Below are 15,961 nucleotides of genomic sequence, written 5' to 3' on the forward strand. Positions count from 1 at the left end.
GATACTGCTCGCCGCGCAACCGCCAGTCATCCTCACAGCCATTGCCCTGCCCGCCTTGCTCCGAACCCGCGCGTCCACCATCCCGTAGTCACAGGATTAGCCGCGGGAACCGCCGGAAGCGGTATCGCAGCGGCCAGTGTTATCCCTCTCGGCCCGTCCTCGCAGCCTTCGCCGGCAGCGCCATCGGCGTCAACGGCCTGAAGACCGCCCTGCTCGCCCCGTTACTCGTGCGCCTCTTTGGGCACATGTAAATCATCTTCCCACTTGAATCGCGCACACTCTGACAAGCATCATGGAATGCATCCATGACAAGCGCCGGATCCACCAAGCCCATCAATACGCCCGCGCAGGTGTTGTTTGCCTCACTCGTCGGCACCACCGTAGAGTTTTTTGACTTTTACATCTACGCCACCGCCGCCGTAATCGTCTTTCCGCAGCTTTTCTTTCCTGCAGGAGACCCCACAGCGGCAACACTGCAATCACTGGCCACCTTCGCCATCGCCTTCATCGCCCGACCCATCGGATCGGCACTCTTCGGGCACTTCGGCGATCGCATCGGGCGCAAGACGACACTCGTTCTGGCGCTTTCCACGATGGGCCTGTCCACCGTGGGCGTGGGCCTGCTGCCCACATACAAGACAGCGGGCGTCTTCGCATCGCTCCTGCTGGCGCTGTGCCGCTTCGGACAAGGCATCGGACTCGGCGGCGAATGGGGTGGCGCAGTATTGCTGGCTACGGAAAATGCGCCTCCGGGCAAACGCGCCTGGTACGGCATGTTCCCGCAGCTTGGCGCGCCCATTGGCTTCTTCTTCTCCAGCGCCGTCTTCCTCGCACTGTCACAATGGATGACACCTGCGCAGTTCCTCTCCTACGGCTGGCGTCTGCCCTTCCTCGCCAGCGGCGTCCTTGTTCTGCTGGGTCTCTACGTGCGCCTCACCATCACGGAAACCCCGGTCTTCGCCGCTTCCCTGGCACGCCGCGAAGCCCAGCGAGTGCCGATCTTCTCCGTGGTGAAAAATCATTTCGGAGTTCTCATCGCAGGCATCCTGACCAGCCTGTCGGCCTTCGTTGCCTTCTATCTGATGATCGTCTTCACGCTCACCTGGGCCACCACTGCCCTTGGCTATTCCAAGCCCGACTTCCTGAAGATGCAACTGGTCGGCGTGATCTTTTTCGCGCTTGCGATTCCCGCAGCCGCCCTGCTTGCAGAAAAAGGACGCAAGCCCGTCATGCTGGCCATCAACGTCGCCATTGCGGTCTACGGCTTCGTCTTCGCGCCGCTATTTCAGGCCGGCCACAGCGGCGCACAACTCATGCTCATCCTGGGACTCACGCTGATGGGGCTGGTCTACGGCCCGCTCGGCACCGTTCTCTCCGAGCTATTCCCGACACCCGTCCGCTACACCGGCAGTTCCCTTGCCTTCAGCATTGCAGGCATTGCGGGCGCATCCCTCGCACCCTATGCCGCACTGTGGCTGGCCAGGCACTACGGCCTGAAGTACGTTGGCTATTACCTCACCGCATCGGCTCTGCTCACCATCATCGGCCTGCTCTCCATCCGCGAAACCAGGCACAGCAACATGGCCGCAGCAATACAAACGCCATAAGTTACAGCGCAGGATGTGCCAGGTGGAAGCGCGTCTTCTCCTGGTACATCCGCGCAAACGCCAGCAACCGCGCATCGTCATAAAGCTGCCCCAGGAACGTGATGCTTACCGGCGTTCCCGGCCCACCCACATTGAAACGGCTGCCATCCTTCCTATCCAGCGGCTGTGGCGCATCGTCACCACGCAATCCATTCGGCAGAATCACCGCCGGATGCCCGCTGAGATTCGTCGCCGTCAACTGTGCGCCGCTGCTGGGCGTAACGATGATGTCCACCGACGAAAACAACTTTGCCATCGCCGCAATCACAACAGAACGCGCGCGCATTGCCTGTACATAATCCACACCGCTATACATACGCGCCGTACGAAACTGATTTGGCCAGTCATTGGGCGATTGCTCGGTCAGCAGATTCACCCGGCCATTCCGCGTAATCTCATCAAACGACGCCGCAGCTTCCACACCCAACACTTTGCTGATGGAAGAAAACGGCAGCGCAGGCAGCTTCACCGGAATCAGCTTGATTCCCATGCCGCGCAACACATCCAGCGTGGCGCGGTCATAACGACTGTCATACCGCTGCTGCTCAAAATTACGTTCACGCTGTGCGCGTTGTTCTGCCGTCTCATCTTTCGCGGCAGCACGCAGTGTGGGCTCTGCAAACGCGCTCTCCAGATAGCCCACACGCAGCGAATCCATCTCAATCGCGCCTGCCTGCATAAAGCGAACATCAGAACGCACCGACAGATCCTGGTCATCTGCGCCCGCAATCGCAGCCATCACCAACGCGGCGTCTTCGGCTCGATGACAGATCGGCCCAAGCTTATCCATGCTCCAGCTCAATGCCATCGCCCCCGTGCGCGGCACCAATCCAAACGAAGGCCGATGCCCCGTCGCCCCGCAACGCGTACTCGGCGATGAGATAGAACCCTGCGTCTCCGACCCGATGGCAAACACACAACATCCCGCAGCCACAGCCGATGCAGGCCCAGCCGACGACCCGCTCGAACCCTGCTTCACATTCCACGGATTGCGGGTCTTGCCGCCAAACCACAGGTCACCCTGCGCCAGCGCACCCAGCGTCAGCTTCGCAATCAGCACAGCACCTGCCGCATCCAGCCGCTGCACCACCACCGCATCTTCGTCGATCACCTGGTGCTCAAACCCGCCCGCACCCCACGTCGTGGGATATCCCTTCACAGCAAGCAGGTCTTTCGCACCCCACGGAATGCCATGCAACGGCCCGCGATATTTCCCGGCGGCAATCTCTTGATCCGCCTGCTCCGCCTGCCGCAGCGCTCTCTCTTCCGTAAGCGTAATCACGCAAAGCAGCTTCGGGTTCAGCCGCTTCAGCCTGCGTAGGTAGAGCTTTGTGAGTCCCACGGAAGTGATGGCGCGATGCCGAAGCCAATCCCCCAACTGCACAATCCCCGCGAAGGCAAACATCGCTTCGTGTTCCGCATCCTCAGAAGCTAAGAGGTTGTGCAGGTTTTCCGCGGGCCTGGTTTCAAAACCCTTCGGCGTTTCCACTGCGATCAGATGGTTGCCTGCCATATTCGGCAGCACAAATCCCACCGGACGCGGATCGAACACATCCGCAGGCGCAACCGAATTCGGCAGGTGCAGATCGCGGATCGCCTGCAACCCTTTGAGCTGGTTGATGACATCACCCAGCATCATCTTCTTCTGCTCGTCGGTCAGCGTGATGCCCGCAATCGCCGCGGCCGCATCCAGCATCTCTGTTGTGATTGCAGGAGACTCGCTGATCGCGGGCGCTTCATACTTCGTCGTAGCCTGCGCAGACGCACCCTGCGCCATCAACCCCAGCAAAGCACCGGGGAACAACGTCTGCCCCAGTCCTGCGGCACCGCACCGCTCCAGAAACTCCCGCCTGTCTATCATGCCCCCACTCTACCGCGCTTCCAGACGGCAGAACATGCCAATCTGTAGCAACGGCGCAGAAACAAGCGCCGTTCCACATGCAGCGCGCGTCTAAGCCTGTGAATGATGCGTTTCCCTACAGCACTCTGCAACGGCATGGCGATGACGTGCCTGCTGGCCTCACTCTGCGCCGCGCAATCTCCAACAACGCGCGACGCGAAGACACCACGACGCGCACTCCCCGCACAACGAACGGAAATCGTCGGCTACTTCCCGCAATGGGGTATCTATAACCGCCGTTACGTACCCCTTGATCTCATCCGCAGCGGTGCGGTGCGCTCTCTTACGCAATTGAATTATGCCCAGACCAACATCAGCAACAACGCATGTATCGTTGCCGATCCCAAGGCAGATACCGATATTGTCTTCAAGGCAGAAGACTCCATTGACGGCGTGGCCGATGAGCCAGACACCCCTCTGCGCGGTAACTTCCATCAACTGCAACTGCTTAAAGCGCGTTATCCCAAACTGCGCATCCTCATCTCCATCGAAGGCAAAGAGGAGCTTTTTGCGGAGGCTGCAAAACCGGAAAATCGTGTGGCCTTTGTCCACTCCTGCATCGCACGATTCCTGGAGGGCCATCTCGCTCCTGGCATGGAAGCGCCGCATCTCTTCGACGGCATTGACGTCGACTGGGAATACCCTGACGCAGACCACGCCGACGACTTCTACGCACTGATGGCAGAGTTTCGCCATCAGATGGATGCCATCCAATTGAAATCAACAGCACTGCGCGCCGGCACTGCGCAGCGCGGCTTCACACTTTCCATCGCCAGCGGCGCTGGGCAGAAACACATCACCCCCATCGACTGGAAACGCGTCGCTGCCAGCGTCGATCAGATCGGCGTCATGACCTATGACTACTACGGTCCCTGGGCGCGCGACACCGGCTTCCATGCACCGCTCACATCGGCCAATCCAAAGGCAGAGACCGTTTCCACCACCATCAACGCTTATCTTGCCGCCGGCACACCCGCAAAGCAGCTCCTGCTGGGCGTTCCGTTTTATGCCTATCAATGGCACAACGTTGCACAAGGTGGCAGCTATGGACTCAACAGCAAGGGCGATCCCGTCCACGGCAATCTGAACCAATCCACCGCAGCCACACTTATGCAGAATCCAGGTGCGCATCTCTATCGCGATCCGCAATCGCATGAACCGTGGATCTACGACGGCGACAACTTCCTCACCTTTGAAGATGCTGTTTCTCTGCAGGCAAAAACGGCTTTCGCTCGCGAAAACAACCTCGGCGGCATCATGGTCTGGGAACTAAGTGGCGACACAAATGATGCGCAACTCCTCCATGCCTTATCGGAAAGCGATACCGCGAACAAGTAAGTTCAGAACACTAACTTATTCGCAAAACAGGAAGAGGATGCCACAGATGGCATCCTCTTCCTGTTTCTGATCACAGCAAAAGATTAGTCACCCGCAACCGGCTCCAACTGTCCATGCGGCTGTGTTACTTTCTTGCGCTTCAACTTGCGGCCCCAGCGCTCCACACGTTCGCGCCAGCGATCAAAGTACAGGTAAACCACCGGCGTGGTGAACAGTGTCAGGCACTGCGACACAATCAGGCCACCGATGATGGTGATACCCAGAGGTCGCCGCAGTTCCGAACCCACGCCCGTACCAAACGCCAGCGGAACGCCGCCCAGCAGCGCCGCCATCGTCGTCATCATGATGGGACGGAAACGCAGCAGGCACGCTTCATAAATCGCCTGCTCCGCGGTCTTGCCATGCTCACGCTCGGCAACAATCGCAAAGTCGATCATCATGATCGCGTTCTTCTTCACGATGCCGATTAACAGCAGGATGCCGATCATCGCAATAACCGACATATCCACCTGCGTCAGCAGTAGCGCTAACACAGCGCCCACACCGGCAGAAGGCAGCGTGGAGAGAATCGTCAACGGATGAATGAAACTCTCATACAGCACACCCAGCACGATATACACCGCCGTCAGCGCCAGTAACACCAGCACTGGCACAGTCGAAAGCGAATCCTGGAAAGCAGCCGCGGTTCCCTGGAATCCTCCGGTTATATTTGCCGGCATGCCGATGGTGTTTCGCGCCGTCTCAATGGCAAGCGCAGCATCCGAAAGCGCCACTCCCGGTGCCAGGTTGAACGAAAGCGTTGCCGAGGGCGACAGGCCCTGATGATTCACCTGCAACGGAATACGCTGGTTCTCAAAGTGCGTAATGGCCGACAACGGAACCTGCGTTCCATTACTGGTCTTCACAAAAATCTCGCGCAACTGTTCCGGTGTGGCCTGCCACTGAGGGGCCACTTCCATCACCACGTGATATTGGTTCAACGGCTTATAGGTCGTAGAAACCTGGCGCTGACCAAAGGCAGCATTCAGTGTCTGATCGATCGTGAGTGCGGTGATACCAAGCCGCGACGCTGTATCACGGTCAATCACCAACTTCGCTTCCAGTCCGTGGTCCTGCTGGTCCGTCGCCACGTCCCGAAGCTGTGGCGTCTTCATCATCTGTGCCATCATCAACGGCGCCCAATGATTCAGATCCGAAACCGAATCTGCAGACAGTGTGTACTGATACTGCGTCGCCGACTGACGGCCACCGATATTCAACTCCTGTTGCGACTGCAGATACGCAATCACACCCGGCGTTCGCGACAGCTTCGGACGAAGACGATTGATGATGTCGTCTGCATTTGACTTGTCCTTGCGCTCATCCAACGCCTTCAGCGACACAAACAGATTGCCCTGGTTTGAAGCACCACCACCGGGGCCGCCCCCGCCCACAAACGCCATCACGTTCTGAATGTCAGGGTCCTGCTTCATGATGGTGGCCATGTCGATGATCTTCTGCTTCATCACACCAAAGGACACGTCCTGCTGTCCTTGAATACGGCCGCCCAAACGCCCTGTATCCTGCTGCGGGAAAAAGCCCTTCGGAACAATGGCGAACAGATAGATATTCAGTCCGAACGTAACCAGCCAGATGATGAGCACCGGCAGCTGATGACGCAGCACCCAGCTCAATCCGTGCTCGTATTCCTCGCGAAGCCAGATAAAGAACTTCTCACTCCACAGGTACAGCTTGCCGTGCTTCCGTTTACTATGCGGCTCCAGGAACTTCGCGGACAGCATCGGCGTGGTGGTCAGCGAAACTACCAGCGACATCAGGATGGCCACCGATAACGTAACGGCAAACTCGCGGAACAGGCGGCCCACAATGCCGCCCATTAAAAGGATCGGAATGAACACCGCAATGAGCGAAATGCTCATCGACAACACGGTGAATCCAATCTCCTTCGAACCCACCATCGCCGCGTGATACGGATCGAGTCCTTCTTCCAGATGGCGCGAGATATTCTCAATCACCACAATTGCATCGTCCACGATGAAGCCCGTTGAAATGGTCAGCGCCATGAGCGACAGGTTGTCCAGCGTATACCCCAGCAGATACATGATGCCGAACGTGCCAAGGATCGACAGCGGCACCGACACCGATGGAATCAGCGTGGAACGCACTTCGCGCAGGAACGCAAAGACCACCAGCACCACCAGCACGATAGTCAGAATCATCGTCTGGGTAATGTCCTTCACCGATGCACGCACGGTCTGCGTACGATCCAGCGATACCTCCAGCTTGATCGCGGGGTTGATCGAAGCCTGCAGCAAGGGAAGCTGCGCCAGCACACGGTCCACCGTCTCAATCACGTTCGCACCCGGCGACTTGAAGACTGTCAGCAGGATGGCGGGCTTACCGTTGAACTGGCCATAGGTCAGATTGTTCTCAACGGAATCCACCACCTCCGCCACATCGCCAATGCGAACAATACCCACTCCCTTCGAAGGAGTTGGCGCGATCTGATTCGAAGTAAAGTTGCTGACGGAGGCGGACGTATACCCCGCACCGCTATTGATGTTCGCGTTCGTGCCCGCCACGGTCGCGGAATTCGCGCTGCTGATCGCACTGGATACATTCGATTGCAGCCCGTTATTTGCAGTGGCGTTCGTGACCGCACCACCGGTGATCGCAACGATCCGTGGCCGATAGGCATTCGCGCCAAAGAGTTGATCTGTCGTAGAAACAGACCAGCGCTTCTCGTCGCCGTTCAGGTAGCCCGTCGGTTCCAGAACATTGATGGTCTGGATCGCAGCCGCCAATTGCAGCAACGACAGGTTGTACGACGTAAGCTGATTCGGGTTCGCCTCAACGCGCACACCCGGCTTTGCGGAGCCGCCCACAAACGTCTGGCCCACACCCTGAATCGCGGCAATCTTCTGCGCCAGGATGGAATCGGCGGCATCATAAATCTGCGGCACGGTCAGCGTGTCGCTGGTCATCGCCAGAATCAGAATCGGCGCTTCCGAAGGATTGATCTTGCGATAGCTCGGGTTCTGCGGCATGTTCGCCGGCAACTGCGCACGCGCCGCGCTGATAGCAGCCTGCACATCGCGCGCAGCGCCATTGATATCGCGGTTCAGGTCGAACTGCATCGTGATGTTTGCAGATCCCTGTGACGACGTCGACGTCATCTGGTTGATGCCTGCAATACGTGAGAACTGGCGCTCCAGCGGCGTTGCCACGGATGATGCCATCGTCTCCGGATCACCACCCGGAACACTGGCGCCCACGCTGATCACCGGGAACTCTACGTTTGGCAGCGACGATACCGCCAGCATTTTGTACGCCACTGCACCGGCAAGAATGATGGCGAACGAAAGCAGAAACGTCGCAATAGGACGCTGAATAAACGGCTTGGAAAAATGGACGCCCGCAATCCCGCCCAGCGGATCGGACTCGCCCTCGGCAGAAGCCGCATTCCGGCGTTCTTCCTCCGCGGTGGCTCTCTCATGCGGATCGTGGTCCCCGCCGCGCGGAACGCGATCATCCAGACGGGCGCGATCCTCCGGATGCACGTGCTCCGTGGGTGTCTTATCGCCGGGTTCGGGTGCTGTATTCATGTCAATTTCCTGATGGTTTGAGCATTGCAGCCTGTTCAGCCACTTGAATTGCTTCCGCATCTGCAAGATCCTGAAGCCGTCCCGCGGCTAGCTTGCTCCGGATCAAATCATTTCTTCCAACATAGTGGATCGTGATGCCTTCTATCTCTGAGTCACAGCGGGAGTCCCATGCCGTACTGAAGTTCAGGCCAGGAACAGCATTCAAAATATCGATGCGCAGTGGTGGCTGACCCATCTGAAAAATGGCATCTGCATTGCGGAAGTCATCAACTTCTATGCCTTCCAGTGGAGCACCAAACGCCGCCAGTGCACGGTATGTCGCCTCTGCATTCTCCTTCGAAGAGTCGATAAAAAGATCAAGGTCTTTCGTGAAGCGAGGTTGCGAATAAAACGTAACTGCCCAACCACCGATGATGAGGTACTTAACTCCGTGCCGGTCGAAAAGAGACAAGAGATCGATCCAGTCCTTGTCCATCCTGGTAGAGTCCTTTCCCCCGGAAAACTTCCAGGATCATCTGCAAGGCTGCAGCGGCTCGCTCCTCATGGCTAACGGACTGCCAATAGCGATATTCATCACGCTTTAACTCCTCGAATGAGGTCACCTTCCGGATCGTCTTGACCATGCTTAATCTCCGGTCGCATAGTGCGGTTCGTCTTCATGCAGATGGGCCAGCCGTTCGCGGTCTCCCTCTTCTGTGCCCAGGTACTTGCGCCCAATGCGATCAAAGAACAGGTACACCACCGGCGTCGTATACAGCGTCAACACCTGCGAAACAATCAGTCCGCCAATGATCGTGATACCCAGCGGACGGCGCAGCTCCGATCCGGTGCCGGTGCCCAGTGCCAGCGGTACACCGCCCAGCAGTGCGGCCATCGTCGTCATCATGATCGGACGGAAACGCAGCAGGCATGCCTGGTAAATCGACTCTTCCGGTGTCTTCCCGCCTTCGCGCTCAGCCTCCAGCGCAAAGTCGATCATCATGATGGCGTTCTTCTTCACAATGCCGATCAAAAGGATGATGCCGATCAACGCAATCACCGACAGGTTCGTCCCGGTGACAAACAGCGCCAGGATCGCGCCCACACCTGCCGACGGCAACGTGGAAAGAATCGTGATGGGGTGAATATAGCTCTCGTACAGAACACCCAGAACGATATACACCGTGATGAGCGCCGCCAGGATCAGGATGGGCTCATTCGAAAGCGAAGCCTCAAACGAAGCCGCCGTCCCCTGGAAATTCGCGTTCACGCTGAGCGGCATGTTCAACTCTTTTTCCGCCTTGCGCACCTGCGAAACCGCGTCGCCAATGGAGTATCCCGGCGCCAGGTTGAACGAGATATTCACCGAGGGGAACTGCCCTTCATGCGAGATCGCCAGCGTTGTCTTCTTCGGCTCAAAATGCGTGAAGGCAGACAAAGGAACCTGCGTTCCGCTGGACGACTTCACATAAATGCTGTCCAGCGCCTTCGGACTCTTCTGATACTGCGGAGCCACTTCCAGAATCACGTGATACTGATTCTGCTGCGTAAACATCGTCGACACCTGCCGCTGACCAAACGCGTCGTACAGCGTGTCATCAATGTTTTGCGGCGTAATGCCCAATCGTGACGCCGTATCGCGGTCAATGACCAGCGATGCCTCCAGGCCGTCTGTCGTCTGGTCTGAAGCAACATCCGCCAACGCGGGCAATGTCTGAAATTTCTGCAGGATGCGAGTCGACCACAGCACCAGTTCGTCGCTGTTGGCATCTTCCACGGAGTACTGGTATTGCGTGCGCGCGGTACGGTTCTCCACTGTCAGGTCCTGCAACGGCTGCATGTACGCCTTGATGCCTTCCACCTTGTCCAGGTTTGGCTGCAGGCGACGGATGATCTCCGTTGCGCTCTCCTTGCGTTCGTCACGGCTCTTCAGGTTGATCTGAATACGTCCGGAATTCAGCGTCTGATTCGTCGCATCAATACCGATGAACGACGAAAGCGAATCCACATCCGGGTCCTTCAGGATGGCATTCGCCAGCGCCTGCTGCCGCTGACTCATCGCATTAAAGCTGATGTCCTGTGGCGCATCCGTAATCGCCAGGATCACACCCGTATCCTGCACCGGGAAGAAGCCCTTCGGCACCCACATGTACAACAGCAGGGTCAGGACGAACGTGCCCGCCGTCACCAGCAGAGTGAGCGTCTGGTGGCGTAACACCCAACGCACACCCGTTGCATACCGTGCGATGACCCAGTTGAAGAAGTCTTCGCTGACCTTGTAGAACCTGCCCTTCTCGTGCTCCGGCGTATGCTTCAGCAGCTTGGCCGCCATCATCGGCGTCAGCGTCAACGAAACCACCGCGGACATCAGAATCGTCACCGACAGCGTCACGGCAAACTCGCGGAACAGGCGGCCCACGATATCGCCCATGAACAGCAGCGGAATCAACACGGCGATCAGCGAAATGGTCAGCGACAGAATCGTAAAGCCGATCTGCTCCGATCCCATCAAGGCCGCTTCCAGCGGGGTATGCCCTTCTTCCAGATAGCGGTCGATGTTTTCGACCATCACGATGGCGTCATCCACCACGAAGCCGGTCGAAATCGTCAGCGCCATCAGCGATAGGTTATTCAACGAATAACCCAACAGATACATCACCGCGAACGTGCCCACAATGGACAGCGGCACCGCAACGGAAGGGATCACCGTCGCGCGCCACGAACGCAGGAACAGGAAGATCACCAGGATGACCAGGCCGATGGTCAGCATCAGTTCGAACTGCACATCCTCCACAGAAGCGCGGATGGTGCCGGTACGATCGGTCAGCGTCTCCAGTTTGACCGAGGCAGGCAGAGTCGCCTGCAGCTTCGGCAGCAGCGCCTCAATGCGATCCACCACGCCGATGATGTTTGCGCCCGGCTGGCGCTGAATGTTGATAATGACGGCAGGCTGCGTATTCGGATTGCCCTCATCATCACGACGTCCCATCCATGCCGCCTGGAAGGCGTTCTCCGCACCATCGACCGAATTGGCAATGTCACTCATGCGCACCGGAGATCCGTTGCGATACGCCACGATGACATCCTGGTAGTCCTTCGCGGACAGCAACTGGTCATTCGCGCCGATGGTGTAGCTCTGCAGACGGCCGTTCAGATTGCCCTTCGCCTGATCGACGTTCGCCGCCGCCAACGCCGTACGCAAATCTTCCAGCGACATGCCGTAGCCAGCCAGGGCCGTCGGATTTGCCTGAATACGCACACCCGGCTTCTGTCCGCCCGCAATCGAGACCAGACCGACGCCGGATAGCTGCGAGATCTTATTGGCCAGGATCGTATCGGCCAGATCTTCCACCTTCGTCAGCGGCAGCGTCTTCGACGTCAGAGCCAGCGTCAGAATCGGCGCATCCGCCGGGTTCACCTTGTTGTAAATCGGCGGGTTCGGCAGGTTCTGGGGCAGGTAGCTGCTGGCAGCGTTAATCGCCGCCTGCACATCCTGCTGTGCCACGTCGATGGATTCGGACAGGTTGAACTGCAGCGTAATGATCGACCCGCCACCGGACGATGTGGACGTCATCTGCGTCAGACCCGGAATCTGGCCGAACTGGCGTTCCAGAGCACCGGTAACGGCGGAAGTCATCACCGAGGGCGATGCGCCGGGGTAGTAGGTCTGTACCTGGATCGTAGGGTAATCAACCTGAGGCAGCGCCGACACCGGGAGCTGCGTATAGGCAACGCCACCCGCCAGCAAAACGGCAACCATCAGCAAAACTGTGGCAACCGGACGAAGAATAAATGGCCGGGACGGACTCATGCGCGGAGGCTCCGGAAAGGGTAAACAGGCCGGGACGGGGCGTTAAGCAGCCCGTTCCGGCCTGGAACATCAGTTGTCAGCGGCATGGCCGCTGAGTGACCGGCATCATCTGCCGGAAAATTACTGCGGCGGACGACGACCGCCTGAACCGCGCTGTGGGCCGCCCATCTGGCCATTCGCGCCCTCACGATTCTGGTTCGGGTTCTGGCTGACACCCAGGCCGCTGCTATCCGTGCCGACCGTTCCCTGTCCGCGACCGCGACCTGGCGTCATGGCCGGAGAAACATCCGAATCATGACCGTTGCTGAAATCCCCAGCACCCGGATTCGGGTTAGCTTTCTGCGTGCCCGGGTTCTGGGCTGCCTTGCGCGCAGCCTGCATATCGTCCGACGGACGCGGTGTCACCCGGCTACCCGGCTGCAACTTCTCCTGGCCATCCGTCACCACCTGATCACCCGGCTTCAGGCCGCTGCGCAGAATCACATTCGTTCCCTGGGTGCTGTCCACGACCACCTGGACCACCTGGACCGGGAAGTTCTGGTTGCTGCCGCGAGCGCCGCCGCCAGCCTGGCCACCAGCACGACGTCCACCCGCTCCACCCGATGCGTTCGCGTCCGGCGATCCGGGCCCCGCTGCGGTATTCGCGCCAGCCGCGGCATTCACGTTGCCGCTATTGGTAGTCGCGCCGCTGTTCTGGCCACCGCCATTGGCACCACGTCCCGCACCAGCGGTGCCACCACCCGCCACAGGATTGGCCTGACCCTTTGTGCGATCGATCAGGTAAACGAAGCTGCCGCCGGTGCCGGTCTGAATCGCCGCAGCCGGAATCACCAGCGAATTCGGACGATTTTCCAGAATCAGGTGAATGTTCACGAACTGATTCGGATAAAGCTCGTTGCTCTCATTCTGAAAGACGGCTTTGAGCTTTGCCGTGCCGGTCGTTGTGTCAATCTGGTTATCCACCGTCAGCAGCGTACCGGTCGCCAGCTTCTGCGAGTTGGAGCGGTCCCATGCCTCCGCCACCAGCTTCTGACCACCACGCATATGCGAAAACACCTGCGGAATCTGGTCTTCCGGCAGCGTGAAGATCACGGCAATGGGCTGCACCTGCGTAATCACCACCAGGCCAGTCGTCGCCGAAGCTGACACAATGTTACCCACGTCCACCTGGCGCAGACCCACCACACCATTAATGGGCGACGTAATGCGCGTGTAGTTCAGGTTCACCTGCGCAGCGTCAATCGCAGCCTTATCCGCAGCCAGAGTCCCCACAGCCTGCCCGGCGGTCGACTCCTGCGTCTGCGTGCTTTCCTTACTGACAACACCCGCGGCATAAAGCTGACCGTAACGCTGTGCCTGCGCCTGTGCATACGCGGCATTTGCCTGGTCGCGAACCAGGTTGCCCTTCGCCTGTTCCAGCGCGGCGGCATACGGACGCGGATCAATCTCAATCAGCAACTGCCCCTGCTTCACACGCTGACCTTCGGTGAAGTTCACGCGGGTGATCTGTCCATCCACGCGGCTGCGCAGTGTCACAGTGTTGTATGCCGTCACCGTGCCCAGCGCCTGCAGCGAAATCGGCATCGTCTTCAGCGTGGCCACGTCATAGGCCACGGGGACGATCTGTCCCGCACCGCCTCCGCGACGACCGCCCGGTCCGGCTGCATCCTTCGGCTTGTTGGTCACAATGCGATACACAACAAAACCAATCGCACCGCCTACCAGCAGGATAAGAATCAGGACGCGCAGCCACGAACCGCGCTTCTTCGGCTCCTCCGGATGCTGAGACGCATCATTGGTTAGGCCGGTCGAAGAAGGCGAAGCGTGATCCGGCAGCGCCGGATGCGAAGAAGAGACTGGGTGCTCGCTGGCAGAAAGCGACATACGTTTGCGTAGAACCGTCCTGATTTTTTCAGATGAGGTGTGTCACCGGGATGCACGTAAGTCCGGCATACTCTCTTTGACTATAAGGAATGACGGACAGCCTTGGCAGAAGGTTTCGTGAGAATTCATCCCAGGCACCCCTGAACGCAAATAGCGCGTCTTTATAATCGCCTTGTTGCCGGGCTTCTCTCCCGGCATCCCGTATAACCGAACAGAGACAGGGAGTCGCAAGTTATGGAAGACGATCGCCTGTCCGGCGTCGCCGCAACCGTATATTCAGAGTTCACACCAGCCCCGGATGTGCCCCTGTGCGTCGATCTGGACGGCACCCTGGTCAAAAGCGACACTCTTGTAGACGCCGTTCTGCTCCTGGTACGCCAGCAGCCCACCTCCCCTCTGCACTGGCCCCGGTGGGTCAGCAAGGGACGCGCAGGCTTCAAACGCGAAATCACCGGCCGCGCCCAGGTCGATGTCGAATTCCTTCCCTACAACCAACCGCTGCTGGAATACCTGTGGGAGCAGCACGCGCTCGGCCGCCGCATCTACCTCGCAACTGCGGCAGATATTGGATTTGCGCTACAGGTAGCAGCCCACTTTGGCGATCTGTTTACCGGCGTTCTCGCCTCCGACGGCACCCTGAACCTGGCCGGAGCCAACAAGCTGAAAGCTTTCCAGGATCTCTTCCCCGAGGGTTTCACCTATATCGGCAACGCCATCCCGGATCGCACGCTGCTGCGCGAAAGCGTCCTGCCCATGGTCGCCAATCCTCATCGAAAACTGCGTAAGGCTCTCCAACGCGACCGGATCACCATTCACCGGGAATTTATCGACCGTCGCTCCACCTTCGCGGTGTTTCTCAAAACGATCCGGGCGCACCAATGGGCGAAGAATGCCCTCATCTTCCTGCCCGCCATCCTCGCGCACGATTTCTCAGCGCGCAGCATGATCGCCTGCCTCCTGGCATTCTTTTCCCTGTCTTTTTGCGCCAGCGCGACCTACATCATCAACGATCTACTGGATATTGAGGCAGATCGCCGCCATCCGCGGAAGCGCCGCAGACCCTTCGCCGCCGGCGACCTCTCGCCCATCGCCGGTGTGGCCATTGTGGCGGTGTTTTTCGTCATCGCTTTGATACTTGCACTTCTGGTACCTCACGCCGCCACCCATTTTTCTGGCCAGACACAGACCACCGGCTTCCTGACCGCACCCGGCGGGTTCGTTTTATGGCTCGGCATTTATACCGTCACCACGCTGGCTTATTCCTTTGTCCTGAAGCGAATGGTGCTGGTCGATGTGATCGTACTCAGCGGCCTGTACACCATCCGCCTTCTGGCGGGTGCCGCTGCCAGCGGCGTGTTCATCTCTGAATGGCTGGCCGCATTCTCCATCTTTTTCTTCCTCTCCCTCGCCTTCGTCAAGCGCTTCAGTGAGCTTGAGCTCATGGTCGCCAGCGGACGCGACAAAGCCTCCGGACGCGGCTATGGCACCGGCGACATCGAACAACTGCGCGCACTCGGCACCTCCAGCGCATTTGCTGCAGTTGTCGTGCTCAGCATGTACATCTCCAACCTCACAGCGGCACACCTCTATACCCACATGAGCCGCCTGTGGCTTGTCGAACCGGTACTGATTCTCTGGATCAGCCGTGTCTGGCTGCTGGCCAGTCGCGGCCAGTTGCACGAAGACCCGGTCGTCTACGCCATCACCGATCGCATGAGCTGGCTGCTGGGCGCTCTCTGCGCCCTGATCGTCTGGCTCGCGCTGTAGCACCCGCAGTCGTTTATCCTGTAAAGACGCA

At 58.8% G+C, this 15,961-nt stretch carries 8 protein-coding genes; 3 read left to right on the top strand and 5 right to left on the bottom strand.

Translation table 11 applies throughout. The features are described from left to right. Positions 1-305 precede the first annotated feature (305 nt). The gene (locus tag AB6729_RS08870) at positions 306-1,607 is read left to right on the top strand and encodes an MFS transporter (RefSeq protein WP_371081259.1); all 1,302 of its coding nucleotides are present in this window, start codon (positions 306-308) and stop codon (positions 1,605-1,607) included. A gap of 1 nt (position 1,608) precedes the next feature. Here AB6729_RS08870 and AB6729_RS08875 read toward each other — a convergent pair whose 3' ends face one another. Next, complete coding sequence (locus AB6729_RS08875) at positions 1,609-3,372, bottom strand: amidase (protein WP_371082607.1); 1,764 nt, start codon at positions 3,370-3,372, stop codon at positions 1,609-1,611. Positions 3,373-3,609: 237 nt separating this feature from the next. On the opposite strand from AB6729_RS08875, the gene AB6729_RS08880 reads away from it, so the two are divergent. After that, entirely contained in the window at positions 3,610-4,884 is a 1,275-nt protein-coding gene (locus AB6729_RS08880) for a glycoside hydrolase family 18 protein (RefSeq protein ID WP_371081260.1), read from the top strand. A gap of 83 nt (positions 4,885-4,967) precedes the next feature. On the opposite strand, the gene AB6729_RS08885 is transcribed toward AB6729_RS08880, so the two are convergent. The 4 genes from AB6729_RS08885 to AB6729_RS08900 all read right to left on the bottom strand — a co-directional run bounded on the left by AB6729_RS08885 (position 4,968) and on the right by AB6729_RS08900 (position 14,163). Beyond that, the gene (locus tag AB6729_RS08885; RefSeq protein ID WP_371081261.1) at positions 4,968-8,489 is read right to left on the bottom strand and encodes an efflux RND transporter permease subunit; all 3,522 of its coding nucleotides are present in this window, start codon (positions 8,487-8,489) and stop codon (positions 4,968-4,970) included. 1 nt (position 8,490) lies between these two features. Then, the gene (locus tag AB6729_RS08890; RefSeq protein ID WP_371081262.1) at positions 8,491-8,964 is read right to left on the bottom strand and encodes a nucleotidyltransferase; all 474 of its coding nucleotides are present in this window, start codon (positions 8,962-8,964) and stop codon (positions 8,491-8,493) included. 150 nt (positions 8,965-9,114) lie between these two features. Next, on the bottom strand, positions 9,115-12,279 hold the full coding sequence (locus AB6729_RS08895; RefSeq protein WP_371081263.1) for a multidrug efflux RND transporter permease subunit: 3,165 nt from the start codon (positions 12,277-12,279) through the stop codon (positions 9,115-9,117). A 120-nt stretch (positions 12,280-12,399) separates the two neighbouring features. Next, positions 12,400-14,163 (bottom strand): efflux RND transporter periplasmic adaptor subunit, encoded by a 1,764-nt coding sequence (locus tag AB6729_RS08900; protein ID WP_371081264.1) that lies wholly within the window; start codon positions 14,161-14,163, stop codon positions 12,400-12,402. 234 nt (positions 14,164-14,397) lie between these two features. Here AB6729_RS08900 and AB6729_RS08905 point away from each other — a divergent pair, with 234 nt between their 5' ends. Continuing rightward, positions 14,398-15,930, top strand: a complete 1,533-nt coding sequence (locus tag AB6729_RS08905) for a UbiA family prenyltransferase (RefSeq protein WP_371081265.1) — start codon at positions 14,398-14,400, stop codon at positions 15,928-15,930. Positions 15,931-15,961: the final 31 nt, after the last annotated feature.

It is taken from the genome of Terriglobus sp. RCC_193 (assembly GCF_041355105.1).
Lineage (GTDB): Bacteria > Acidobacteriota > Terriglobia > Terriglobales > Acidobacteriaceae > Terriglobus.

Bases quoted from the DNA above. Each gene is read 5' to 3' on its own strand.
- AB6729_RS08870 (WP_371081259.1), top strand. From the start codon at position 306: ATGACAAGCGCCGGATCCACCAAGCCCATCAATACGCCCGCGCAGGTG.
- AB6729_RS08880 (WP_371081260.1), top strand. From the start codon at position 3,610: ATGATGCGTTTCCCTACAGCACTCTGCAACGGCATGGCGATGACGTGC.
- AB6729_RS08885 (WP_371081261.1), bottom strand. From the start codon at position 8,489: ATGAATACAGCACCCGAACCCGGCGATAAGACACCCACGGAGCACGTG.
- AB6729_RS08890 (WP_371081262.1), bottom strand. From the start codon at position 8,964: ATGGACAAGGACTGGATCGATCTCTTGTCTCTTTTCGACCGGCACGGA.
- AB6729_RS08895 (WP_371081263.1), bottom strand. From the start codon at position 12,279: ATGAGTCCGTCCCGGCCATTTATTCTTCGTCCGGTTGCCACAGTTTTG.
- AB6729_RS08900 (WP_371081264.1), bottom strand. From the start codon at position 14,163: ATGTCGCTTTCTGCCAGCGAGCACCCAGTCTCTTCTTCGCATCCGGCG.
- AB6729_RS08905 (WP_371081265.1), top strand. From the start codon at position 14,398: ATGGAAGACGATCGCCTGTCCGGCGTCGCCGCAACCGTATATTCAGAG.